The sequence below is a fragment of the Corynebacterium stercoris genome (assembly GCF_024160105.1).
GTDB lineage: Bacteria > Actinomycetota > Actinomycetes > Mycobacteriales > Mycobacteriaceae > Corynebacterium > Corynebacterium stercoris.
The window spans coordinates 16,378-41,507 of sequence record NZ_JAMFTQ010000013.1 but is presented as its reverse complement, the minus strand read 5'-3'; the positions used below and the strand labels follow the sequence as shown (position 1 = coordinate 41,507).

General features: G+C 62.7%; 14 protein-coding genes. 3 read left to right on the top strand and 11 right to left on the bottom strand.

The window, feature by feature from the left end; genetic code table 11:
- Window positions 1-7: 7 nt before the first annotated feature.
- The 8 genes from M5J20_RS09050 to M5J20_RS09015 form a co-directional block, all read right to left on the bottom strand.
- Window positions 8-1,153 carry a hypothetical protein gene (locus tag M5J20_RS09050; RefSeq protein ID WP_253578795.1) on the bottom strand — a complete coding sequence of 382 codons (1,146 nt, stop codon included), beginning with the start codon at window positions 1,151-1,153 and terminating at the stop codon, window positions 8-10.
- Window positions 1,154-1,453: 300 nt separating this feature from the next.
- Window positions 1,454-4,294 (bottom strand): leucine--tRNA ligase, encoded by a 2,841-nt coding sequence (leuS, locus tag M5J20_RS09045; RefSeq protein WP_253578792.1) that lies wholly within the window; start codon window positions 4,292-4,294, stop codon window positions 1,454-1,456.
- 201 nt (window positions 4,295-4,495) lie between these two features.
- Window positions 4,496-6,253, bottom strand: a complete 1,758-nt coding sequence (locus M5J20_RS09040) for an RNA/DNA-binding domain-containing protein (RefSeq protein WP_253578789.1) — start codon at window positions 6,251-6,253, stop codon at window positions 4,496-4,498.
- Between the two features lie 207 nt (window positions 6,254-6,460).
- The gene (locus M5J20_RS09035; RefSeq protein ID WP_253578786.1) at window positions 6,461-7,870 is read right to left on the bottom strand and encodes an aromatic amino acid transport family protein; all 1,410 of its coding nucleotides are present in this window, start codon (window positions 7,868-7,870) and stop codon (window positions 6,461-6,463) included.
- A gap of 122 nt (window positions 7,871-7,992) precedes the next feature.
- Window positions 7,993-8,916 carry a ketopantoate reductase family protein gene (locus M5J20_RS09030; RefSeq protein WP_253578783.1) on the bottom strand — a complete coding sequence of 308 codons (924 nt, stop codon included), beginning with the start codon at window positions 8,914-8,916 and terminating at the stop codon, window positions 7,993-7,995.
- Between the two features lie 120 nt (window positions 8,917-9,036).
- Entirely contained in the window at window positions 9,037-10,203 is a 1,167-nt protein-coding gene (locus tag M5J20_RS09025; RefSeq protein ID WP_253578780.1) for a Fic family protein, read from the bottom strand.
- A gap of 61 nt (window positions 10,204-10,264) precedes the next feature.
- Window positions 10,265-10,801 carry a flavodoxin domain-containing protein gene (locus M5J20_RS09020; RefSeq protein ID WP_253578777.1) on the bottom strand — a complete coding sequence of 179 codons (537 nt, stop codon included), beginning with the start codon at window positions 10,799-10,801 and terminating at the stop codon, window positions 10,265-10,267.
- A 15-nt stretch (window positions 10,802-10,816) separates the two neighbouring features.
- The gene (locus M5J20_RS09015; protein ID WP_253578774.1) at window positions 10,817-11,470 is read right to left on the bottom strand and encodes an excalibur calcium-binding domain-containing protein; all 654 of its coding nucleotides are present in this window, start codon (window positions 11,468-11,470) and stop codon (window positions 10,817-10,819) included.
- 64 nt (window positions 11,471-11,534) lie between these two features.
- On the opposite strand from M5J20_RS09015, the gene M5J20_RS09010 reads away from it, so the two are divergent.
- Window positions 11,535-12,659, top strand: a complete 1,125-nt coding sequence (locus M5J20_RS09010) for an alcohol dehydrogenase catalytic domain-containing protein (RefSeq protein ID WP_253578769.1) — start codon at window positions 11,535-11,537, stop codon at window positions 12,657-12,659.
- A gap of 159 nt (window positions 12,660-12,818) precedes the next feature.
- A complete protein-coding gene (locus tag M5J20_RS09005) occupies window positions 12,819-14,294 on the top strand; it encodes an ApeA N-terminal domain 1-containing protein (RefSeq protein ID WP_253578766.1) in 1,476 nt (491 codons plus the stop codon).
- A gap of 438 nt (window positions 14,295-14,732) precedes the next feature.
- Here M5J20_RS09005 and M5J20_RS09000 read toward each other — a convergent pair whose 3' ends face one another.
- Window positions 14,733-15,989: a hypothetical protein gene (locus M5J20_RS09000; RefSeq protein WP_253578764.1), complete on the bottom strand. Its 1,257-nt coding sequence runs from the start codon at window positions 15,987-15,989 to the stop codon at window positions 14,733-14,735.
- A gap of 136 nt (window positions 15,990-16,125) precedes the next feature.
- On the opposite strand from M5J20_RS09000, the gene M5J20_RS08995 reads away from it, so the two are divergent.
- Window positions 16,126-16,311, top strand: a complete 186-nt coding sequence (locus tag M5J20_RS08995; protein ID WP_253578761.1) for a hypothetical protein — start codon at window positions 16,126-16,128, stop codon at window positions 16,309-16,311.
- Here M5J20_RS08995 and M5J20_RS08990 read toward each other — a convergent pair.
- Window positions 16,308-18,623, bottom strand: coding sequence for a 3'-5' exonuclease (locus M5J20_RS08990; RefSeq protein WP_253578758.1), 2,316 nt, complete (start codon window positions 18,621-18,623; stop codon window positions 16,308-16,310). The two genes, M5J20_RS08995 and M5J20_RS08990, sit on opposite strands and share 4 nt — an antisense overlap.
- A 65-nt stretch (window positions 18,624-18,688) precedes the next feature.
- Window positions 18,689-25,051 (bottom strand): DEAD/DEAH box helicase, encoded by a 6,363-nt coding sequence (locus M5J20_RS08985; protein ID WP_253578755.1) that lies wholly within the window; start codon window positions 25,049-25,051, stop codon window positions 18,689-18,691.
- Window positions 25,052-25,130 lie beyond the last annotated feature (79 nt).

The window sequence follows — 25,130 nt, the reverse complement described above, 5'->3', positions numbered from 1 at the left end:
GGTTCGGCTACTGGGCCGTGTCATAGGGCACCGGGCCGCCGGACACCTGGCGGTAGGCGTGCGCCACCATCAGCAGGCCGATCGGCGCGGCCAGCGTCATCAGCACAACCGAGAGCAGGCCGCCGATGACAGTGCCGAGCACACCAGCGATAGTGAGGAACGCGGGCGCGCCGGCGACGAGGTTGAGCAGGCCGCCGAAGATCGCGAGGCCGAGCGTCGGCAGGTAGTTGCGCGCACCCGCCTTCATGCCCTGGCCGAACGCGGTGCCGAAGCCGCCGTTGTTGTCCGCCGCGTAGTAAATGGGGAAGACAATGAACGGCACCAGCAGCAGCACTACCAGCATGATCGCGCCGAACGCGAGGCCGAAGGACCGCGCGAGCGTGCCCAAGAGCGCCTCATCCTGGAAGATTTCCTCCGGCTGCTGGGGCAGCGCGGCCGGATCGATGTCGATGGACGCGAAGGCGAACATGAACGTGATGATGCCCAAAATCGTCGCCGCGATCGTCGCCATCACCATGATGACGGCACCCACGCCCAGCGTCTTGCCGTAAGCCGGCGCGCTGGGGGACTTCAGCTTAACGACGAGCGTCTGCTGCAGCGCCGCCGCCGCGAACACCGGCCACAGCAGGAGTGACGCAATACCGGCGAGCCCGCCGATGAACGGCAGGCTGGAGATCGAGGACAGCACGCTGAGCACCGCCGTGATCGCACCGATGATCAGCCACAGCGCCGGGTTCTTCCCGTACGCCTTGAACGCCCAGGCAATCGCCTCGCCGATGCGCAGCTTGCCGGTGCCCTTGCGGTGCGCCCAGCCGTTGGCCTGCGGATCATTCAGTGGGTGCGGCTGGGTGCCGTCGCCGTAGAATCCGTCGGTGAGCTGCATGCCGTGGTAGCGCAGCGCATTCGCGCCGGCCATCGACGCGGCGGAGTTCACCTCGAACTGGGAGTAATCCGCCGGCTGGTCGCCGTAGTTCGGCTGCGGCGCGCCGGGCGCGGGTGCGCCGTAGCCGTCGCCGCCGTAGCTGGGGTAATTCGGGTAGCTCGGGTAACGCGACGATCCACCCGCCTCATTGCCCGCGCCCGGCGCGTTCGGCTGCTCCGGCTGCGGGTCCTCGCCGTACGGCGGGTAGCCGCCCTGGTTTGGGTTGGTCATCGAAAGTCTCCTTGCGACGCTCGCTGTCAATTGCGCCCCCAGCCTACCGACGCCCGCGCCCAGCGCCCAGCCCCACCTGCCACACTTTGACTCCATCCAGTCACACACGTCCCAGCAATTTCTAGGGGTGCGCCACTCTCCAAACGCCAATTGGAGCTCTCAGCGTTGTCGCGGTCAGGTGTCGTTTAGAAAACCGCAGGTCACAGCGTTGACGCTGAGAGCTCCACTCGCTGACAGCTCCAGCCCGGCCCGCGGCCCGCAGGACCCGCCTCGGGGCAGGGCAGGGTGCTCCCCCGCGAGCTACTTCACAACCAGATTCACCATGCGGCCGGGCACCACGATGGTCTTCACCACGTTCTTGCCGGCGCCGGTGGTCAGCTCGACCACGCGCGGGTCTGCGAGCGCGATCTGCTCAATCTCGTCCTGCGCCGCGTCCACCGGCACCTCGACGCGCGCCTTGACCTTGCCGTTGATCTGTACGGGGAGTTCAACGGTGTCGTCGGTAAGCAAGCTCTCGTCGAAGGTCGGGAACGGCTCGAAGGTGATGGTGCCGTCGTGGCCGAGGCGCGCCCAGAGTTCTTCGGCGATGTGCGGGGCGAGCGGGGAGACCATCTGCACCAACGGCTCGACGGCGGCGCGCGGGGCGCCGGACGGGTACGTCTTGGTCAGGTAGTTCACGTACTCGATGAGCTTGGCCACGACGGTGTTGTCGCGCAGGCCCTCATAATCGTCGCGGACGCCGGCGATGGTGCGGTGGAGCTGCTTCGCGTCGTCGCTGGTCAGCTCGCTGTCTACCACTGCGAGCGAGCCGTCCTCCTCGGAGACCACGAGGCGCCACAGGCGCTGGAGGAAGCGGTGGGAACCCACGACGTCCTTCGTCGCCCACGGGCGGGAGGTGTCGAGCGGGCCCATGGACATCTCGTACACGCGCAGGGTGTCGGCACCGAAATCGCGCACCACGTCATCCGGGGCCACGGCGTTCTTCAGCGACTTGCCCATCTTGCCGTACTCGCGGTTGACCTCTTCGCCGGCGTAGAAGAACTTGCCGTCGCACTCCTCAACCTCGGCGGCCGGGACGTACACGCCGCGCGCGTCGGTGAACGCGTAGGCCTGGATGTAGCCCTGGTTGTACAGGCGGCGGTACGGCTCCTTGGAGGTGACAAAGCCCAGGTCATAGAGCACCTTGTGCCAGAAGCGGGAGTACAGCAGGTGCAGCACCGCATGCTCCACACCGCCGACGTAGAGGTCCACGCCGCCCGGGTCGCCGGCGCCGTGCTCGTCCTCGCGCGGGCCTGTCCAGTACTGCTCGTTCTCCAGGTTCACAAACTCCTCGGAGTTCGTGGGGTCGATGTAGCGCAGCTGGTACCAGGAGGAACCCGCCCACTGCGGCATCACGTTGGTGTCGCGGCGGTACTGCTTCGGCCCCTCGCCGAGATCCATGGTCACGTTCACCCAATCCGTGGCCTTGGCCAGCGGGGGAGAGGGCTCCGAATCCTTGTCGTCCGGGTCGAAGGACACCGGCTTGTAGTCCTCCACCTCCGGCAGCTCGACGGGCAGCTGGTCCTCCGGGATGCCGTGGGCCTGACCGTACTCGTCGTACACGATCGGGAACGGCTCGCCCCAGTAACGCTGGCGGGCGAACAGCCAGTCGCGCAGCTTGTACTGAATCTTCTCCTCGCCGGCGCCGCGGTCCACCAGCCAGGTGATGGCGGCCTCGATCGCGTCTTCCTTACCCAGGCCGTCGAGGTCCAGGCCTTCGCTATTCGACGAATTAATATGCGCCGCATCGCCCACAAACGCCGCCTCGGAGATGTCTCCGTCAAGCACCGGGATGATCGGCAGGCCGAAGACGGAGGCGAACTCGTAGTCGCGCTCGTCGTGCGCCGGCACCGCCATGATGGCGCCTGTGCCGTAGCCGGTGAGCACGTAATCCGCGATGAAGATCGGCACCTGCTCCCCGTTCACCGGGTTCGTGGCGTAGGTTCCGAGGAAGACACCGGTCTTTTCCTTGTTCTCCTGGCGCTCCACGTCGGACTTCGCCGCGATGGCAGCGAGGTACGCGTCGACAGCCTCGCGCGGGGTGGCCTGGCCGTAGGTCCAGGTCTCCGGGGTGCCGTCCGGGTACGCATCCGCCACCAGGGATTCCACCAGCTCGTGCTCCGGCGCGAGCGTGACGTAGGTGGCGCCGAACAGCGTGTCCGGGCGGGTGGTGAAGACCTCGATGTCGCCCGCCGTGGAACCGAACGCAACCTGCGCACCGCGGGAGCGGCCGATCCAGTTGCGCTGCATGCTCTTGACCTTCTCCGGCCAATCCAAAAGCTCCAGATCATCCAGCAGACGATCCGAGTACGCGGTGATGCGCATCATCCACTGGCGCAGACGCTTGCGGAACACCGGGAAGTTGCCGCGCTCCGAACGGCCGTCGGCGGTGACTTCCTCGTTCGCCAGCACCGTGCCCAGGCCCGGGCACCAGTTCACCATCGACTCGGAGAGGTACACAAGACGGAACTCATCCAGCGCCGCGTGCTTCTCCTGCGTGTTCAGGTCCTTGAAGTCGCGCCCGTCCTTCGTCTTGCGGGCACCGGTGAGCAGGTCGCGCACCAGATCCTCGATCGGGCGGGCTTTCTGCTGCTCCTCATCAAACCAGGCGTTATAAATCTGCAGGAAGATCCACTGCGTCCACTTGTAAAACTCCGGGTCGGTGGTAGCCACCGCGCGGCGCTTATCGTGGCCCAGGCCCAGCTGGTTCAGCTGGCGCTCCATGTTGGCGATGTTGGCCTCAGTCGTCGTCCGCGGGTGCGTGCCCGTCTGGATCGCGTACTGCTCCGCCGGCAGACCGAATGCGTCGTAGCCCAGCGTGTGCAGCACGTTCTTGCCCAGCATGCGGTTGTAGCGCGCGTACACATCGGTGGCGATGTAGCCCAGCGGGTGGCCCACGTGCAGACCCGCACCCGACGGGTACGGGAACATGTCTTGGACGTTGAGCTTCTCCGCCGGCAGCGCCTCGCCCGTCGCCAGATCACCAGTCGGGTTCGGCGCATTGAACGTGCCGTTGTCGCGCCAGTACTGCTGCCAGGTGGATTCAATCTCGTTGGCCAGCGCCGCCGTGTACCGGTGCGCAGTGGGGTTCGCCTCAGTCATGGTTATGCAGTGTAGTAAAGGGCCTTTGCTTTGCGACGATCCTCCGCCCCGCCCCCAGTTGGTCGGAGAAACGGAAAAGATATCGGAAAGATATAGGGCCAAGAATCGGGAGATTTATCCACGAGCGTCTCGGTGTTAAAGCAGGTCAGCGGTCTAGTTGGAATTCTTTGGAATTGTTCCGAAATTCTTTTCAGCACGAGTTTAGGCTTTGATCCACCGTGTGCCGCGGCCTCGGGGCGGGCCGGCTGGGTCAATCTTGGCTCTGCCTAAATCACGGAGGTGCCGGAGAATATTACCGGCCTGCTGAGTGGAGATGCCCGCATACTCCGCGACCTCGGCGGATTGGAGGGCTTCCCCGTCGGCCAGCTTGGCCTCGACCCACTCTTGAATACTGACGGTTGCAATCTCGCCTTCCCCCGCTTGGCCCATAAGTTGTCTCGACTCGGGGCTCAGGAACCACTCTTTCGCATCCCGAACGGGTTCCAGGACACCGCGCTCTACCAGCTCTTCCATGAGCTCATTGGCTTCCCGAGTGGAGGTCTGTGTTTTTTCCTTCACCGTCTTTTCGGTAATAAGCGGGGCGGTATTGAGGTGCCACAGCACAATGAGTGAATCCACGCTTTCGGAAACTTCAGCCCCGAAACGGGCGGCGAGGCGGGCGAGACCTTTGACGAATTCGACATCTGGCTTTTGGGCATCGAGGACAACCTGTACATACGCTTCAGTTGCCAATACCTCCGGAACGTCGCGCCCCGTACGGATCATGGACGCCCACATACGGTCGAAACCGCGGGAGCTTTCCTCAGCAAGTCCAAGCGTCCGCATCGCTGCCATCAGCCGGTTATTGCGCGGTATGGAAGGAGTGGATAAGAGCTGATCCAGACTTACGCCTGGCGGCAGGGGGCCGGGCGAAGTGATCTTCAATGTACGACTGGTTTGCTCAACCACCACTGGCCCGGGAAGCCGCCAGTCGCGGTGAATGAGCGCATTCGTCACCGCTTCATCGACTGCCTGATCAGGAAAGCGGGCGATGGCCGCTTCGCGACCGTCCTCAAACAGGACCCTCTCAATCTCCCTGCCACCGTGGTCCTTAATCAATCGCTTCAGCCGAGGTAGCGCTAGAAGGACAGGTTCGGAGATTTCTACCGTCTGGGGGTCCTTACCGGGAAAGCTTCGCCACAGGTACCGAACTACCACATCCGTCGGCTCTGGATATGCCAGAAGGATCTCTCCCGCACGTTTCATCCGTCCGTCGTGAAGCAAAAGACCCAGCTCGCGGAGGAGACCATACGTGGTGCTCGGGATGGCGGCACCCTGGCCGGTGGTTTCCCTGTGCATACGCAACGTTCGACGGGCCTCTTGAATGACAGGAAGGTTAAGGTCATCGACACCAATGTCTGCTGGCTCATTGGAGTAATCAGGGTTTCGCCGAGCCATATCGATCGACCTGCGCTGTTCCTCTGTCAGAGGTTTGCAGGAAAACTGTTTGTCCGCGGTTCGCTGCTTCGCCGCACCGTCCTGGCGGCTGTACAGCGCCCGAGCTTCTGGTACATGAATCACAAGAAGGCGCGCGCCCCATCCATCAACTGCGGTTACCTGTACCTGCAGATTGGGTCTGGTCCGGTTGAAAATGCTACGCGCGATGTCCTCCTCGGATAGGTTGGTCCCAGTGAAAGCAGCCGGACCCGGTGTTTTGTCTGCAATCCCCACCACGATGTCTCCGGTAGCGGCTTCACTGTTCGCCATGCAGATCGCTTCATCCACCAGCTTTTCCAGAAGCTTCGCACGCGCCGCAGTCCCGCTGGTCTCCGTACCGGCGTCATTTCCGGAACTGCGAGCTGGGTCCTCCTTGAATTCCAGCGTGAGAGACTCCTGCGAGTCCGCCGTGGCACCAGAGTGGACAGCTTCGAGGGCATCCTCGATGTGCTCGGGCACCCGCCAATGTACGACGTCCGTCATACCAGCATTGTACATTCACCCAGGGATATCTTTTTAGCTGTCGATCGAGGACAAGAAAGATATGAGAAAGATATAGACCACGCAATGGTGAAAACTCCGACAACAGATTGCTGCATTCTCGCAGCTCAACGTGTTGTTTCTAATTCTTCGGAATTGTTCCGACTATCCCCGGCGAGCGCGTTCCCAGTGCCTCCAGCTCTTTAGTAGCTATGAGCCGGCGACGATGTCCCAGATGGTGACGGCGACGATCACAATGCCCATCACGCCCACGAAGATGGTGTCCGGGCGGTTCGCGTAGTGCTTGTAGGCGGTGGCCTTGCGGAAGAGCAGCGTCGGCACGATGTAGACCAAAAACGCCACGAACACGCCGCCGACCACGGAAATCAGCGTCATAATCGACGGGTTGAACACCGCAATCAACGTGCCCGTGACAAACACGAAAATGTTGATCATCCAGCGCAGCGCGTTCTCGTTCACTCGCTGCGCGAAGTCCGGCGCCGCGACGCGCAGCAGGTAGGTGGTGCCCTCCTCGGTGCCCAGCATGTGGCCGAAGTAGGACGAGGCGATCGCGCAGATGGCCACGATCGGGCTCAGCCACGCCAGCAGCGGGGTCCCCGTCTCGTTAGCCAGATAGGACAGCACCGGGATGTTTTGCTCTGCGGCGGCGTCCAGGCCGTCCGCTCCCAGCGAAAAGGCGCACGACCACACGAAGAACATCGTGAACAGCACCAGGGCTGTGACCGCGATCAGCTCGATCTTGGTCACGTCCTTCTCGGTCTTCGCCACGTCGTTGTCGTGCTTCTTCTGCACGTCCAGCGCGAGCTGCGACAGCGCCGCCATGTGGCTAAACGAGAACACCAGCACCGGGAGCAGCAGCAACAACGACTGCCAGATCGGAGTGTCCGACTCGTACGACATGAAGCTGGCAATGTCCCACCGCGGAATCAGATACAGCGACACGCCGGCAAGCGCAATGATGAGCGGATACACCAAGAAATTCGCAATGGTCAAGGTGATTTTCTGCCCGAACGCGAACGCGCCGGTGAGGATGCCCACGCAGATCGGGGCGAGCACCCAGCGGCTGATCTCGGGCCCGTTGAACTGGTTCGCAATGAAGCTGTCCACGGTGTTGGTTATCGAGATCGCGTAGATCAGCACCGTCGGGTAGACGGCGAACCAGTAGACAAGGGCCGTGGCAAAGCCGCGCTTGCGGCCCGTGAGTGCCGTAACCACCTGCAGCACGTCCATGCCGGGGATCGGCGAGCCGGAGACGATGCGCGCGTACGTGCGGTGCGAAAAGAACACCAGCGGGCCGATGAACAGCGTGGCCACCACCAACGGCCAGAACCCGAACGTGCCCGCGTCGAGCGGCAGGAACAGGATGCCGGCGCCGACCGCGGTGCCGAACAGCGTCATCGCCCACGACATCACCGAGCCATCCGGCACCGAGTCGGTCTTCGCCTGCTCCTCGATCTGCTCGCGGTCAGCATCGGAGAGGTGGTCGAGCTCGAACTCGTCGCGCGCCTGCTCGAGGTGCTCCTCGCTGTGCAGCTCAGGGAGGTCATCCCCGCTGCCTGTCGAGGTTTGAGAGCCTGAGCCGCCGGGAACTGTGGACATCGGGAGCCTTTCGTAGGGGGAGCACCGGATCACCTACAACAGTAGGGAAGTAGCTGGGTGGTGCCCGCCTTGCCCGCGGTTACACGCACGGGGGCAAGCGCTTGACGACGGTGGCGTGCGCGTTACCCGCGTGGCAGGGTGCGCGCCCGTACGACGTCGGCGAGGGTGGACAACACGGGCGTCGGCACGCCTGCTTCCAGACCAGCCTTGGCAACGGCGCCGCCGATGGCGTCGATCTCGGTACGACGACCAGCCTCGACATCCTGGGTCATGGACGTCTTGTGGCTGCCGGCTTTGGCGAAGACGGTGTCGATGTGCTCGCGGATGACGTCGGCACGCACCGGCACCTGGCGCGCCTCGGCGACCGCGAGCGCTTCGGCGAGCACTGCCTCAAAGAGGCGGTGGCCCGGCTCGGACTCGTTGGTCTCGGCGAGGGTGAGGCCGGTCGCGCCGCCGATGGTGTTCAGCACAGTGTTGAGAATGAGCTTCTCCCAGATGGGGATGTTCACGTTGTCGAAGAGCTCGGCGTTGAACCCGGCGCGGGTGAGCAGCTCGTGGATCTGCACCGCGGCATCGGAGTTCACACCGTCCGCGACCAGATCGCCCATCGCGATGGAACCGTAGGAGGAGGACGTGATCGCGTTCGCGCCCGCGCGGTCCGCGGAATAGTCGGTGACACCGGCCAGGGTGTTGTCCTCACCGAACGTTTCAAGCAGCAGCTCCCCATTGCCGATACCGTTCTGCAGCGTCAAGGCAATCGTGTTCTCATGGAACAGGTGCTTAGCGCCCGCGATGGCACCGGGGGTGTGGAAGCCCTTGGTGAAAAACAGCACGAAATCCACCGGCTCGGTGTAGTCGGCGGATTTGGCGGCCTTAGCTTCGACGTGTGTGGATTCGCCGTCGATGATCAGCTCGATGCCGTCGTTGTTCAGCGCGTCAATGGTCTGGTCCATGACATCGAAGAAGACGACATCTTCACCAGCCGCGATGAACCGCGCGCCGAAGAGCTGACCCATTGCGCCCGCACCGATAACTGCGATCTTCATGATGGAACCCCTTCCGCGCCGGGCGCGAAACCACCGGCGCATCGTGTGACGTTGGTTTGGAGGCTTTCAATTCAGCAGTTTAGTGCTGGTCACAGGCCCGCGCAGGGGCGGCAAGCAAGGTCACATCCGGCGGGCGGCGCGCTCAGCGAACTCATCCAGCAAGGCCAGCACATCGGGAGAGCGCCACGCGCGCATACGCTTCCCAAGTTGAGCAGAGACCACAATCCCGTCGGCCTCTAGACGATCGAGGGCTTTGCGGGCCTGCGCCGTTGAGCTATCCAATAACTCTGCAACCAGCGCCGACGTGACAACCGGCCGCTGCAACAGCACATCGAGCACTGCCCAGGCCAGCGAATCGGCGCGGGCAGAGAGGCGATCGTTCCACTCAGTGCGCAACGCTTTGAGTTCGTCGGCAAGCCATGTGCCCCGCTCCACACCCTTGAGCGCCGCCTGCGCAAACAACAGGACAATGGGCTCCACGTCTCCGCCTCGGTAGGCGGTGAGCGCATTGAAGTAGCCGTCAATATCCGTGAGCAGCCCCGCGGAGATCGGGAGAGCGACACTGGAGCTCACCCCCCGATGGCGCAGCACGATGTGCACTAGCGCGCGCCCAGTTCTTCCGTTGCCGTCGGCAAATGGGTGGATTGTCTCAAACTGCGCGTGCGCCACCGCGGCCTGCGCGAGCGCCGGCATATCATCGCGCTGCATGAACGCCTCCAGGTCAGCCATGAGTTCGCCGACCCACTGCTGGTGAGGAGGCACAAACAGCGCTCCGCCAGGATGCGAATCGGCGCCTCCGATCCACACCGGCTGGTCCCTGAACCGCCCAGCAATCTGCGGCGCAGACTCCGCGAGCAGCAACCGATGCATCTCACGCACCGACGCGACCGTCGGTTCACCGGATTCGACAGCACGAGCCATCTGGCGGGTATTTGCAGCGATGAGCGCTGCGTTGCCGGAGCCCCCGATCATCTCGGCCTCAAGAATCTTCCGGGCCGACGACGTGAGCTGCTCGATGCGACTCGACGCCACCGACTCGCTCCGCAGCAGCAGGGGAGTGAACGGCAGCACCCGGTGCGCCTCAACAGCGTCGAAGCGAGTGACCGCCACCGTAGCTCGTTCAACCTCGGCGAGCGTCTCCGAGCTCAGCGGCAGGAGCAGGGTGCTTATCGACGCCACTTTTGCACTCTCGTAGCTCGAAGGCATCGCCCGAACAGCCCGACGAGAGACCCCATCGGCGGCCGAATGCCAGAGGAGAGTCTCATACGTGACTGCGGGCCAAGTCATGTCTCACAGTGTAGCGACCCTTTAAGGCCCTAAAAGGTCGCTAACCAACCTGAGCGACCTTTTACGCCCCGTGCTCCCGCGCCCACGCCTCCACCGGAGCGAGGCGGGAGAGGTCGACGCGGTCGATGTCCTTGCCGTAGCTGGCGATCAACGCTTGCTCATTCTCCGACTTGCCCGGCTTGAGCTTGAGCATGCTCACCAGCCCCCGCATCGCGGTCCTGTGAGGGCCGGAAAGCTCGGAGTAGTGCATCCGTCCCGGCAGGTAGAAGCGAGTTACCGAGTCCTTCAGCTTGCCGAGGAGCCCGCCTGCAGCGTCCGCACGCACGGCTTCGTCATCCAACGTCATGCCTACGGTGACCAGGCACGCGGGGCGGTTGCCGAGGACGGCGGCGGGGAGCTGTTGGAGGAACTTCGCGCCGTCGTGAAGCGGGCCGTGCGCGGGGGCCAGCACCACGAGCGGCCCCGCGGCGGGTTCGGCGGCGACGGCGCTCGGCGAGGAGGGGAGCGGCTCAGCTGCGGTGCCGAGGCGGCTGGCCAGCTCCTCCGCGTACTGCTGCGTAGAACCGTAGTAGGTGGAGTAGTAGATTGCGCAGGTCATAGTGCCATTGTGGCACTACTTCGGCGGGCGTTCGCAGCCTTTGCCGTCACCATCACGATCGAGGTGGGATCCGTAGCCTGGTTCACCACGGTAGATCGGTCGACCGAGGTCGTTCCACACTGCGCGGCAGTTCGGGTAGGTCTTGCCGGACGGCTGTGCACGGGCGGGGCGCACTTCCGGGGCGGGTGCCGGCTGGGGCGCAGGAGCCGGAGCGGGCGCAGGAGCAGGTGCGGACTCCGGGGCGGGTGCCGGCGCAGGAGGCGGCGGGGGAGTAGGACGCGGCGGGTTGCACGGAATCACCGTAGGCATTGGGTTGGGAACAACGCCTTGTTGCATAGCCCAGCACACCACGCCCGCTCCAGCGGCGACCAGGGCAATGCCACCAACCACGTAGCCGATTGTCTTGCCGGTGTCCGAGTCAGTCGTCGAGGACGTAGAAGACTCAGAGGACTCAAGGGAGGCGCCATCATTGCCGGTGGAGTGGACAACCTGGTCGTCGGACGACAGGGCCTTCGCCTCAGAAGACAGAGCCTCGGAGGAACCTGAGTCCGCAGCCTCCAAGGCGATGAGCGAACTCAACATTGCAGACGATGCGGAGGCAGTAGGGACAGCAACAGCCGACAGGGTCACGGCGGCGGCCGATGCCACGGCAATAACAGACTTTCTCATTCCTCAATTCTCACATGTCCAAGGCATGAATTTCCGAGCTTTCAGACAGGTATCTTGAAGCAGCATGGCACACAACACCATCACCATCACTGGCGCGGTTCTCGAAGATATGGGTAGCCCCGAGCCCTACGCGGATTCTCGGCCGCTCACCGTGTGCGAGCTTGAGCTGATGCCGCCCGGCCCCGGCGAAGTGCTGGTGAAGATCCTGGCCACCGGAATTTGCCACTCGGATCTTTCCGTAGTCAACGGCAGCCGGCCCCGCCCGGTACCCATGCTTCTCGGCCACGAGACCGCAGGCGTGGTGCAGCAGGTCGGCGAGGGAGTCACCGATTTCGCACCCGGCGACCGGGTCGTCTGCATCGCGCTTCCGCATTGCGGCGAGTGCGCGGCGTGCGCCACCGGCGGCACCACCCCGTGCGAGCCGGGCTCGAACGCCAACGTGGCAGGCACGCTGCTGAGCGGTGAACGACGCATCCTCCGCGACGGTCAGCCCATCAACCACCACCTGGGCATTTCGGGCTTTGCGACGCACGCCGTCATGGACACGAGGTCCATCGCCCACGTCGGTGCTGACGTGCCCCCGGAGATCGCTGCGACGTTCGGCTGCGCCATCATGACCGGCGGGGGAGCAGTGCTCAACGAGGTAAAACCGAACACAGACACCACCCTTGCGATTGTCGGCCTCGGTGGCGTGGGCATCGGTGCCGCACTCACCGCTGCAGCACTCGGCGTGAAGGAGATCGTGGGCATCGACCTGCAGGACAACAAGCGGGAGTTTGCGCTTGAACTCGGCTGCACCGAGGTCATGACACCCGACGAGGCCCTCGCGTCCGGCCGTCGTTTCAGCGCCGCCATCGAGGCCGCCGGCCACCCAGCAGCACTCGAAACCGCTTTCGCCGTCACCGACCGCGGCGGACTCACCCTCGCCCTCGGGTTGCCCGCCCCGGGTTCGGTGAGCCGCATCGATCCGACGGTGCTTGCCACCGAGGCACGCACACTGCGCGGCAGCTACCTGGGTTCCTGCACCCCAGCCCGAGACATCCCACGATTCGAGCAGCTGTGGCGCGAGGGCAAGCTCCACGCAGAGAAGCTGATCAGCGCCCGCATTGCGCTGACCGACATCAACGAGGCAATGGACAACCTCCACCACGGCCTCGCACTGCGCCAGGTAATCGTGTTTGAGGAGTAGACATCGGTAAGAAAGATGTTCCGTTTGAAGTGCTCTCTGATTTCTTTGGATGGGGAGATAGATAGAGGTCACGCCAGAACTTTCAATCGCTAAGGCAGAAGACCGCCGACCACAGCTAAGGCACAAAACGTTGCTACTTAGTTTAGTAGAATCTAATCAGTGTCAATTTGGATTCGAAGGGACGAGGTGGCTGAACGAAACTGCCTCCGCGACGGGCAACGACGCCAGGGCTGGGTTCTCGCGAACAACCACGCTCCGATTTCTGCAGTACTTCTGCGGGACAAGGGCGTTGTGAGTTTGTCACTCGCCTCCCAGTACGAGGAACCAGGAAATCGTTGGCCAAAAGGTATTTCACGCTTTCGAACTAACAACCTGGATCTTATTTTTGTTGACGATCTAGGAAAGGTTGAGCTCGTTAATTGCCTTTCGAGGCGAACCGAAGGGGGCGGCCCCTATAAGCAGGTTGAGAAATGGGTCCTAGAACCACAGCTCCTAGTTTTCGGAGGTAACGGTAATACTTGGTCAACCGTTCAGCGCGTGGAAACCGTGGTTCCCGCTCTACAGAGCTGGCTTGGCGAAGAAGCGAGACTGGTTAATCACGAATTGATTGACCAGAAGGATGCCACACATGGAGACTGCTGGCTCAATATTCAGCTGCGCAGCCCTAAGATGCTTGTGGCAACCGGGACGATCGAACACACTCTCCAGCTTGAGGGAAAGACCGAAACTGGAATCGAGGGTGGCATTACCGCCTTCAGTGCTGCCCGGATTATTACCAATCTCGATCGCCCAGAATCCATCCACCAAGCCCTAGCGGAGCACTCCGCCCTCCTAGACTTTTTGTCAATTGTCTACGGGGTTCCGATCGGTTTTTCCGAGCGGATCATCCAAGGGACAGGTAACCCCATTAGGGATTTCAACGGGCGCGTGTTCAACTCTAAAATCCTCAAATCGTGCCCCGTGCTCAATTCCAGACAGCCAGATTGGACGATCCGAGTTAGCTCGGATCCCCGGCGCTTCCCATTAATCGAATACGAGCAGCCCGAGGTATTTACCAGGTGGCTAACATTCTGGGCGGAGAATAGAGCAGGCATAGCAGCGTTGAGTAGAGCCATCTCCGAACAGGCGTCGTGGGAAAACCGCCTGCTGAACGCGGCAGTTGCATTTGAGGAGTTCGGCTACAAAATCGAAGGAAAGCAGGCTCAAGGCACGATCAAGAATAGTTTTCCGAACTTCGTCAAACGCGTGTGTTTGGACATGCCCCGAATCGCCCTATCGCATCCCGAGAAATGGGCAGACCAGTTCAACCAGGTGTACAAGGGAGTCAAACACGCCGACAAACTTGTTCCAGACCTAGTTGAGACAGCTAATGCCGCAGATCAGGCAATTGGGTATCTCCGAGCTTGGTGTTGCTTCAAAGCCGACCCTGATAACCCAATCATTGATGCACGCTGGGGGCGGATTCTCAATCCGCGTTATGCCCCTCCGCCACGGTTCAATTTTGATGAGCCCACCTGGCAGGAGTTGCTGACCGAACAAGATTTGCATGCAGAAGGAGAACGAATGGACAAGCTCCGTCGCTTTGATCCCCCTTCGTTGCAGAATGGCGAGTCGATGGAGGAAGACCATCTTTAAGAGCTTCGTAACGGCGTGCCTCGCCGGCGAGGCTAGTCCGAGCGACATCGACATCTGGGTTCACGCATGGCGCAGCTCGGCACCCGGTAGTGAAGGCAAAACTCTCGACGAGTACTAACGTCCGTGGTAGACACATCGGAGTCTTTGATGCCGTCACAGGTGAACGAATCGGACCTGCAATCCGAGGAAGGAGGATCGATGTCTAAAAGCTTTATCGACGCTTGCTTGACAGGCGAGGCGCACCCCGGAGACATCGACGATTGGGTCGACGCTTGGCACGATTCTCAACCCGGTAGCGAAGCCGTTTCCCTTGACCAATTCCTTGGTTTCACCGAGAGCGAAGCGGCGCGATGGGCGCGTAACCCGTCGAGTCTCTCGCGGATCATTGAGGGGCGCCAGCTCGCGGAAAAGCGCGCCTGAGCGCCATCTTCACTCCCCCTAGAACCTCGTCCGGAAGATCTGCGTTGAGGGGCTCGCGAAGTGCTCCGCCTGTAACCACGGCACCGCGACCGGTGTGAAATCTTCCTGCTCCGGGATCCAATCAGTGGGCAGCTCCGCGTGCTGATCACCGTTTGGGTTGTAGAACACCACCACGGTGCGCCCCGGCGTCGCCTCAACCACGGCTTCGTTCAGTGCTTCCAACTGCTCCCGCGAAAGGTTGCCGTCTACGCGCTCACTGATGTCCTCCGGCAGCAGCTCCTCAGCCCGCCAGTAGTCGGCGCCGAAAACCGCCTGGTGGAAGTCCTCGAACTCCTCGCCGGCCTCCCACAGCGTGTCCGCGCATTCGCAGAGTGCGTCGTCGACAGCCTCGGCCAAGTACTCGTTGTCCGCGTACGCATCCTCGTTCGCGAGCTGCAACAACGCCCGCGCGTACGCGAGCGTGCGGTACACATCCAGCGCCGTGGCAGCATTTCGCTTTTCGACGAACTTCTCCAGCGCCAACCCAATCGCCCGCAGCGGGCCGTACACTGGGCGCTTCCCTTCGAGACCAACCGTGTACTCCGCACCGCCGACGAAGAACGACATGAGCATCCGCGCTCCCGGTTCGCCCAGCCGGTACAGCGGCATCGGCAGGACAGTCGTGCGGCCACCAAAGTGCTCGTCGGTGAGCTCGCTGCTGTCTACGTGTGTGGAGTGCAACGCCGTGTTCATTTGTACAAGTTTCGACCCCTCAACGGGTGTTTGCTCGAACTCCTTGTACCGCACGGCGACTACTGGCCCAGACCACCGGGTTCCCTTACGGATGGGCTGAGGCAGTGCTCGTTCGATCTCGTTCAGATAGTCCTCGAGCTGCCCACCACGTTCCAAGTTGCGGGCCTTCTCCCGCACCGTGGTCGCAAGTGAAAACGCGACTGCAAAACGCGGCTCATCCCAGAGGCCCGCGCGGCACGCCTCAACTAAGAAAATCGCAAACGTGCACGTTTGCTCTGTGCTTCGGGCTTGCCGTAGGACCCGCAGCATCATGATTGCGAACGCCGCCACCCCAGACACGTCGTCGGCATTCCTACCGATCGGCTGCGTCTCATCAACCGCTCGGTAGCTGCGCGCCGTGGTTTCGATGAGCTGCGCTAGCTCTTGGCCGAGCTTGATCTGCTGCTTGGTGATCTGAACCCCCGGCAGCACCGACACATTTACCTGCCCCGTGAACTGCGTCGCCGCAGACTTTACGGAGATGTTCCATGTTTTCCCCTCCATGTGGCTAAAAGCTACCGCAGATTCTCAGGTTTGTCTTAGTTTCCGCACTGGTGACGCTGTCTACCCCGGGTTGACGGGCGCACTTTTGACCACCAGAGCAGCCGACGGTATTTCTGATCCTCGGGAGGCGATGAAGATGCAGACGTTTAAGGTGACAGCTGAGCGCGGCACCAGCGGAATCTGGGTACTGGAGTGCGATGAGCTCGGCGTGGTTTCGCAGACCACGCATCTCGATCAGGCCGAGGCCGAGGTTGTCGAGGCGATCGCACACCAATCCGGCCTCGACCCTGCGGAATTCCGGATCGAGGTCACCACCTCCTAGCTCTCCGGCAGCAGCTCAGAACGGTCGCCCACGGTGGTGATCACCAGCACATCTCGAGCACGCGACGCGGCGACATAGAGCAGGGATCGCTCTCGCTGCAGTGCCGCTCGGGCATCCTCCTCTGACAGGTTCTTCAGCTGGAACCGCAGAGGCATGATCTCTTTGCCCACGCCCATCAGGATGACGTGCGTGAACTCCATGCCCTTTGCTCCGTGCATGGTCATCACAGAAACCTGCTCGTGGGATGCAAGCTCGGCATTCTTGGTTTGCACGGCATCGATTCCCTCATCGGCAAGACCCGAAACGACTCTCGCGAGCTGTCCGCGAGTACGGCACATCACACCGACGCGAACCTCTTTACGGCCTTTCTCCGCCGGTGCCTCTTCAGCCTCCTTCAACCAACCGTGGATCAAGGCTGCAACAACTGCGAATTCCTCATCCTCGGACGTCGCAGTGAGAATCACCGGAGCCCGTCCCGACCTCGCGGAGCGGTAGCCCACTACGGAATCCTTCTCGCCCTCGGCGTCCAGGAATTCCTTGTCCCCGCCAAGGAGAATGCGCAGCGCATAATCCAAGTTCTCCTTGGTCGTGCGGTAGTTGAGAGTAAGCCGCCTGGAGGCACGGCCACGAGTAGAGATGCCAAAGTGCGACAAGGTAAGCGGGTTACCGTAGATGCGCTGGTGGGAGTCCTCGGCGATGAAGATGTCGTTCGGTCCCTCTGCCACGCACGCACGCAGGAAACGCCAGTGACCAGCGTTGAAGTCTTGGGCCTCATCTACAACCACGTGGTCGAAGAGCGATCCGCCCCCACGCTCGTAGCGCACGTTCAAGATCTCGGCGCCCACAGCCGACATGGTTGGCCAGAACAGCTGGCCGTCGATGGCCTGGGTCTGTTGCAAGGATTCCAGAACGGCCCAGACCTGTTTGCGCTGCTTCCGGTTGAGAGGGGTACCGCGGCCCGAGCGGGCCACCTTGAGATATTCAGCCTGGGTAGTAATCCCGTTAGCTAAAACCACGGTCTCGTACTCCGCCTGCAGAAATGCCTCGTTTGCAATCTCGCCGGGCATTGTCGCGTCGGTACTTTCTAGCGCGCCCTCCCAGATTTGGCGTGCAGCCAGATCGGTGTAGGGACGCACTCGCGGAGAAGAAACGCCCAGCACACGGAGAGTGGCCTCTTCCACCTCCTCCGGTGAGCCAAGAGAAACCACCTTGCGCACCACCGCGTCAATGTTGTCTACCCACACGCCAGCTTCGCCCGGGTCGGGTGCTTCGGGAAACGCGGGGTTCAGCGCGTTGAGCTGGGATTTAAGCCCTTGCGCAAGGCCCTTGGTAAACGTGGTCAGCAGGATGCGGGCGCCGGCGCCGGCTATCTGGCCGGTGGCCAGGTTGTTGGCCCGGTGGACTGCGACAACGGTCTTGCCGGTACCTGCACCACCGAAAACTCGGGCAGAGCCCTTGTAGGAGGCTTCCGCCATGCGGCGCTGCTCCGGGTGAATGTAGGTACGCCACTGTTTGAAATCGCCAGACTCAATGACACTGCGCAGCGAGTCCGTCTCAACGTCGTCCACATACGCAAACTCCATCTCAGCCGCTGCCTGGCGCAAACCGGCGAGCAAACGAGCGTCTTCAGGCGCTGCGGCTTCTTTCTCCGTGACTCGCCGCAGGCCCAGAGACTCCCTGGTCTCCTCAACCGAGTACCCCGCGACAAGGGCCAGTACCGCTTCGTGCTCCCATTTCGGTCGCTGTGCCAGCAACGCATCAAGCTCTCTCTCGGACTCCAGTGCGAGCACTTGCTTGGTTAGCGCCGGATCAATACCCAACTCTTCCCACAGCAGCTCGGGAGTCAGCCCGCTCAGCGCCTCTCGCGGCGGGGGCGACTGCTTTGTTGCCAGCTCCGCCCTAACACCCTTTTCCTCCGCAATCGCCTTCGCTTGCTCAGCGGCAAGCGCGTGTGCAGCTTCGGCAGCGGCCTCCGCCTTTGCCTTGGAGTCTGTGGCGCCAGAAGCAGCGCCAACGCCGGGCTCCTCCGCAGGGCCCTCATTGATAAGGGTGGTGATGCCGTTAATCGGGTTCACATCGAGGCGCAGCCGCGCAGGATCTAGCCGTTCGGCCTTTGCGTTGCCCTCATCGTGGGAGTCCACATCAACGAGCACAAAGTGGTGAACGTCCCCGTCTCGGATCTCAAATAGCACCGCGCGGAACTGGTCGTTGATCCTTCCGGTACGCACACGCTTATCGACGGCGTTGGACAGCGTCTTGATCTTCAGCGACGGGTGCGTCGGATCGGCCGAGAGTTTCTGCAGGAAGTTCATTGTCGGCTTCATCAACGCGCCGTCAAGATCTAACCCGCTGTACAGGCTAAACGTCACCATTGCAGCTACTCCTTATCCAGCAGAACAGCTGGGATTGTCTCGCGCGAAAGTGTATCCGGGTACAACAACGTCCAACCAAGCTCCCGAAGCGTTGCCTCGGCGTCTTCGTATGAATCATCGCGTTCCAGCAGCAGCGCTATGCGCAGCTTCGGCCACGAGACTGCGGTGGGCACGAACTCGATTTCTTCGCCGATGTCCTCGGTCGGCTCCGCACCAGCTTCTGCCAGCATGCGCAATGCGGCCACGACCTCGGATTCGTCCTCGAACTCCTCGATAGCCTCAGTCCACAGCTCGGACATTGCAGTCTCGACGACGCTCTGCCCGGCGACGCCAGCCAGATCCGTAGCCGCCGGCTCAGCCACCGCAGCGGGAGCCTCGAGGCCGTCGCCAACATCAACTACGACGGTGTTATTGGCCAGCCACATGATGTTGGCAAAACGAAGGAAGTCGCGCCAGTTGTCCTCGGTGATTGAGCCGGGTGTGCGGGCGTCGGTAAGCAGCAATTGCGGGAGCATCTCACCGTTGACCGGTGCAGCGTCGAAGCAGATCTCGTCCCGGAAGGTGAGGCGGACACCGCCAGGGATGCGCGCCGGTGCCAAGGAAGTGCTGAGCATTTGCAGCAAGGCTCTATCCATGAGCGCGTACGAGGCCCATTGCGGTTCCGCCAAGTAGGTGAGGAGCTGCGTGATGGGGGAGGACTTTAAGAAATTGATCTCGTTGTTGCCGATGCCGTCCATCGCCCGCGTGCGCTTCTCAGCCACCTCGCTGACCCAAGACGGCGGTACCGAGGCGAAGTCGATTTCCTGCGCAAACCAGTTCAACCCTGCGTCGGTGACGTTCCACGGGAGAACCTGTTTATCCCGTAAATGCAGGCTGTTGCGCTTTTGAATGTCGGTGGGGAAGCGGTAGTGCTGCGGGCTGAAGTGGAACGCGGCACCATCGGTGTACACCGCTACTGGACGAAGTTGTGGATTGCGTCGGTGCTGGAACAGGAAGTCCGGGCGGGTGGAGCCGAAATCCACCTGTTCGCGCATAGACCACTCCTCGCCGGTGGGGAACGTGATGTGCCATTCCACACTTCCGGCATTGGGGATGTCCTTAACCGTTGCGTTGCGGGCCTCCAGTGCTTTGCGCACCATTCGGCGGAAGCGAACCTCCAGGTTTGAAGCGCCGTCTAACGAGGGCGCCTCTGTCTGTGGCTCCCACTCAGCTGTCAGCGGATCTTGGTCCACGCTCGGGTGATCGTGGTTGGCCAAGATGGCACGCAGCGCACGCTCAGCGGCGGCGCGGGACGTAACCTCGAGTTGCTGGGTGGACGTGTATGGCAGCAAGCAATCGGGGCAGGCGAGGCGCTCGTCGTTCTTGCAGTCGCAGTCACGTACGGCCTTGTAGGCGTGCTCGATGAGCCCTCGCACGTCCTCGGGCGAGGCGAACTGCGACAAGTACCCGGTGCCGCCGGGAACATTGTCGTGCATAAGCAGCGCTTCCACGGTGGTACCGCGCCCGTCCGGCACTCGCACCGCGACAACACTTAAGTGGTCTGGGTCCCCGCCGAGTACCTCCTTGAACCCGAGCAAGATCGCGGCCGTAAGGCTGGGGATGGTGGCGTTGTCGCCGGCGGTGAGCTGCACGGGAACGTGAAGGAGCACGCCTTGGGTCCGCAGCGTGCGATTCAGCGCTACCGTGACCGACTCTTCCTCGCGCGCGGAACGCTTCGGGCACCACGGGCGGTGGTCCCACTTCGAGTTCTCGCCCTTCTGCGAATCCAGGTGGCCGCAATAATTGCAGACGGCAAATAGCGGGGCGTCAATCTCGTGGTCCGCGAGCATCTTCTTTGCCGCCGGCCCGCGGCCCAGGTTAAACCAGCTGAGGTCCACGTAGCGCAGGTACTCCGCGCCAAAGCCCTGAGAAAGGAACCACCGCGCACCGCGTCCGCCCTCAGGCACGGAGAAGCTCAGTGCAGTGTGGTACCTCAGTGAGTGCCGGAAGTCGCGGGAGTCGTCGATAGTCGCCCGCGATTTGTCCACCTCTGCGGAGACCCGGCGCATCCGCGCCGTGTCCAGCACCTGCCCCTTGTCCGCGAAGGCGCCGGCGCCGCACTCGGGGCACGCACCGGGGTGCGCCGACGCATCCACGCGCTCTCCATAAGAGCAGGCGGGGCACAGGCGCCACTGCTCAATGTCGACACCGTTCATGCCGACCTCGACGGCGTCCACAGTTGCGGCGATGCCGCGGGCGTAGAACGTATTGCCCGGCGCGAGTTCCGTTAGCGCTGAAGAGACGCCGCGGGAAAGCTCAAACGCCTCTGGGTCGATCTGCATGGTGGACGGGTTGAGCTGGGAAACCACCACGGCGAGCTCCACCGCGTCATCCAAGAGCGTGAAGTTGGGCAGCAGTCCGTAGCGCTCCATGGCTGAGATCCAGTAGTCGTCAAGCAGTAACTCACCCAGATCACGCGACACGCGCCGGAAGGCTGCTTTGGTGCTGCGTTTCTCGCGCTCCAAGTCCGGGTCGGCGTTCTCGGTGCCTGCGTTCGGGTCCACCTTCGCTTCCAGCTCGTTCAAGCGCTTACGCAGAATCTCCTGACGTGCGGTGAACTCTTTGACCTCGCCGTCCCAAAGCGTGCGGGTCCGCTGCATCTCACCGATGAGTGAGTCCGGCCCCTGCCCACTCGCCCACTCACGCACGCCATTCACGGTGGCCTCGTCCACGGACCCCTGGACGGTGGCGAGGAACGTCTCCACGCGCGAGTCCACGCCCTGAAGAATCTCCTCTGTCAGCACGTCGAGCAACGACACATTGCGGAAGCTGAACACGTCCCGCACCTTTCGAACATCCAACCCGTGCGCGTTGAAGTCCAGAGTGTCCAACAGATATGCCGTGGTCTGCCTTCGCAGAATCTCCGTTGCAGAAAGAAACGCCGCCGGAGGCACCACTGAGCCCGCGATCACCGACAAAGGCTGGTTCAACTTCGGCAGCGTTGTGCCTCGGCCCTGGACGAACGCGAGCACGAGTGAGTTGCCGGTCAAGCGCCCGGCGCGGCCCACGCGCTGCACGTACGAGGACACCGACGACGGCAGCGAGGCGAGCATCACTGTCGACAGATCACCGATATCGATACCCATCTCCAGTGTCGGAGTTGCCACCAGTACGTTCGGCGCGCTCGGATCCTGAGTCGCATCCCCACCCCGAAACGCGTGCTCCAACGCCAGGCGCTCTTCCTTCGGGATCAACCCGGTGTGTTCACGCGCCACAATCGCCCGCGGCGTGGTGGAGGAATACAGCTGCGAGTAGTAGTTCTCCCCGATTTGCTCTGTACCCAGCGTGCCGGGGCAACCGGGCGTCGGGCACGGCACGCCGTCGAGAAGGGCGCGTGTGTGTTTATCCACTCCTAAAAGTGCATTGCAGACCTCGCACTGCAACAGCGCTGGTTCCTTCTCGCTCCAAACCACCACGTGCTCCGGAGGGATGGCGTAGATCGTGCCGCCGGTGTCGGTGGAGATCGCCATGACCGCGCCCCGGTTCGCCAGCTCCCTGAACACGTTGGTCAGCACCTGCGCCGCATCGTGCGCGGAGATCCCCAGCACCTTCGACGTCCACCGCGCGTAGCGAGCACGCGGGCTGCCGAGCGGCGTGAGACCACGGTCTCTATCGTCCAGCGCTGGGCCGGAGCGCGGGAACTCCGGCGCACCGCCCTTGGCGAAGCGGCGCATGCCGCGAGCCTTGGCATAGCGGTTGTGCAGGCGCCACGAGTTGGCATCGTCCTGCAGGTAGCTCTTGAACATCGGCGTGTACACGCCACCGCGGTCGCGCACCTGCTCCAACAAGCCGCGCATCCACTGCAGCTGTACCTCTTCTGCGCTTGCATCCACGACGTCGAAGAGCACGGCGTCGATGCTCTTCAGCGCCTCGCTGGCCGCCCCGAGAAGCACCGCATCATCCACCACCACCGATGGCGCGAGCGCACCCGTAGAGACCAGGGAGCGCGGCAGGTGCGCGCGCTGCCCGAACTCTAGCGCCGCATCCAGCTCCAACCGTTGCAGCACCGCGGTCGTGGCTTCGCGCCGGGCATCCTCATCGGCATCCTTGGACCAGAACGGGATGAACGTGGGCGCTTCCGCAATCTCCGGCGGCAGGAGCTCGAAGCGGGCGCGCAGCGGGTCCTCCGCACGATCTGCCCGCTCCAAGATCCGCAGCGGCATCTGCGCTACCGAAATGTGGTCAGCACCAGCGTCGGACTCCGCGACGACGCTGCGCATCAACGTACGAATGCCGAAGGCCCGCGCCCGCGCCTGAACAAAGCCGGCCCGGTGCGCCGCGTCCTGCACCGAATCCGCGAACACGAGGGTCTTCTTCTCCTCCTGGGCAAGCGATGGCATACCGAACAGGTTGGACAACCCCACCGACAGCAACGTGGCCACGCTCGAACCGATGTAGCGCACCGCGTCCGACTCGCCGCAGTTTGGACACACTTCGTCTCGTGCGTAGTCCCCTGCGCTCAGGCCCGAGTATGTGAGCACTGGCACGGAGCTGCCGTCTGCAAGCTCTTCTTCGCTCGGCTCGGTGGGGCTCAGCGTGCGCGTAGACGTGTGAAACCACATCAGCGAGCGCTTACCGTCTTCGTTCCCGAGTGCGCCAAACTCCGCGCCATCAGCAACCGCGCGCCGGTATTCGTTCGTCGCATCGATGAGCGGCCGCGGGAGCTCAGGCTTATCGACGCTCGCCTTCCAAATCTCCCTGCCATTCAAGACCACCGCATCGGTACCGGGCTCAAGCGCCGTCATCCACCCGGCGCGACCGCACTCGCGGCAATAAATCGCAGGCAACCACACCGCGGCATCCCCGGCGCGGAGCTGGCCGTCGTCCGCGAAGCGGAACACCTGACCGTCCTCGGTCGGCGTAACCGCGCGCTCGATGCGGGAAACCTCGCGCACCCACAGGTGCGTTTCCACACCTGGCAGGCGCTTGCCCCCGAACTTATACGCCTCACCCGCGAGCGCGCGCACGTGCGCCACGGCGGTAAGCAGGTGGGTGACGAACTCCCTTGCCGTGTCCTCGCCCAAACTGCGCAGCACAATCGGATCAAACATTGCCTCTGGCAGCGTCTTCGCTTCATCGTCCTCGCGTGGGATGAGGGGTTTGGGCTTCCCGTCGCCATCCAGAAGCGCTTGAGTGATCGGGTGCACCGCGTACGCCGCGATCGTCGCGTCCAGGTCAGCGCCCTCGTCCAGGCCCCACAGCTGCGTCCGGAAGATGTCCAGCACCACGTCCGCGTGGTCGCGCCCAGAGGTATCGGCGGCGACCGCGTCCACAATCCCGCGCAGCTCATCGATGTCCGGCGGCAGGGGAGTGTCGCGGTACCCGAAGGTCTGCCCGATCTCCTCGGTCCACTCGCTGTACGTAAGCGTCTTCTCGCTGACCATCGCATCCGGCGTGAAAGCCTCCCCGAAGATGGTGGCCGCGAAGTCCAACACCCTGGAGCGGTCATCATCGCCGCCCAGCGTGGCCGACGTTGCCACCGGCGTGACCCGCCCCAGCGGGTTCGACGCGTACTCGCCCGCATAGCCGTCCGGTTGGTGCTGCTTGAGCATCAGTCCGAGACGACGCAGCAGTAGCGCGACGTCGGTACCCTGCGCGCCGTCGTACGTGTGAAATTCATCTAGTACCAGGTACTGCAACGACGTTGCGGACTTGCGCCAAATCTCCCGGTCCTTCGGCCGCAGCAGCAGCTGGTCCAGCATTTTGTAGTTGGTAAGCAGGATGTCCGGCGGGTTCAGGCGCATCTCTTCTGGATCATTGATCAGCGAATGCGCCGTCACCTTCCTTACGCTGCCTTTGGCCTCACCGGTGTAAATGCCGGCGGTTACTCCAGCCAGTGCCGGCTCACTAGAGATCAGCTTGGCCAGACGATCCGCCTGGTCATTCGCCAGGGCGTTCATCGGGTACAGCAGCAGCGCTTTCACTCCGGTGTGGCCCTCCGCGCGGGCGCGCGCCGCGTGGTCCAGCACCGGGTAGAGGAAGGACTCCGTCTTACCCGAGCCGGTGCCCGTGATCACCAGCGTGGGATCTGGTCGGCGCTCCCCACGCTCGTCGCGGCTGCGCAGTCTGCGGAATGCCTCCGCCTGGTGGTGGTACGGCGTGAACCACGACGGCATCCAGTCCAGGATCCCGTCCCACCCAATCGCCCGCGCGTAGGGGAGTTGCACCCGCACGTACGGCCCGTGGAACATGCCGCGTTCAGTGTCCTCCAAAAACACCTTCAGGGCGTTGGATGTCTCCGGATTTGCTAACGAGAACGCTGTGGCGAGGTACTCAGAAATACCGCCAAGAACGTGCTCTGAGGCGTGGACGGGAATTAGAGTAGACACAGAGACGATGTTATCGAGACGATCGTATCGAAAGCATGCTTACCTTTATTTCGAGATTGTCAAGCTCTGATGGTAGTTG

Coding starts and splice junctions, on each gene's coding strand:
- M5J20_RS09010 (WP_253578769.1), top strand. CDS start 11,535: ATGGCACACAACACCATCACCATCACTGGCGCGGTTCTCGAAGATATG.
- leuS (WP_253578792.1), bottom strand. CDS start 4,294: ATGACTGAGGCGAACCCCACTGCGCACCGGTACACGGCGGCGCTGGCC.
- M5J20_RS08995 (WP_253578761.1), top strand. CDS start 16,126: ATGCAGACGTTTAAGGTGACAGCTGAGCGCGGCACCAGCGGAATCTGG.
- M5J20_RS08990 (WP_253578758.1), bottom strand. CDS start 18,623: ATGAACTTCCTGCAGAAACTCTCGGCCGATCCGACGCACCCGTCGCTG.
- M5J20_RS09015 (WP_253578774.1), bottom strand. CDS start 11,470: ATGAGAAAGTCTGTTATTGCCGTGGCATCGGCCGCCGCCGTGACCCTG.
- M5J20_RS09025 (WP_253578780.1), bottom strand. CDS start 10,203: ATGACTTGGCCCGCAGTCACGTATGAGACTCTCCTCTGGCATTCGGCC.
- M5J20_RS09050 (WP_253578795.1), bottom strand. CDS start 1,153: ATGACCAACCCAAACCAGGGCGGCTACCCGCCGTACGGCGAGGACCCG.
- M5J20_RS09020 (WP_253578777.1), bottom strand. CDS start 10,801: ATGACCTGCGCAATCTACTACTCCACCTACTACGGTTCTACGCAGCAG.
- M5J20_RS09035 (WP_253578786.1), bottom strand. CDS start 7,870: ATGTCCACAGTTCCCGGCGGCTCAGGCTCTCAAACCTCGACAGGCAGC.
- M5J20_RS09040 (WP_253578789.1), bottom strand. CDS start 6,253: ATGACGGACGTCGTACATTGGCGGGTGCCCGAGCACATCGAGGATGCC.
- M5J20_RS09000 (WP_253578764.1), bottom strand. CDS start 15,989: ATGGAGGGGAAAACATGGAACATCTCCGTAAAGTCTGCGGCGACGCAG.
- M5J20_RS09030 (WP_253578783.1), bottom strand. CDS start 8,916: ATGAAGATCGCAGTTATCGGTGCGGGCGCAATGGGTCAGCTCTTCGGC.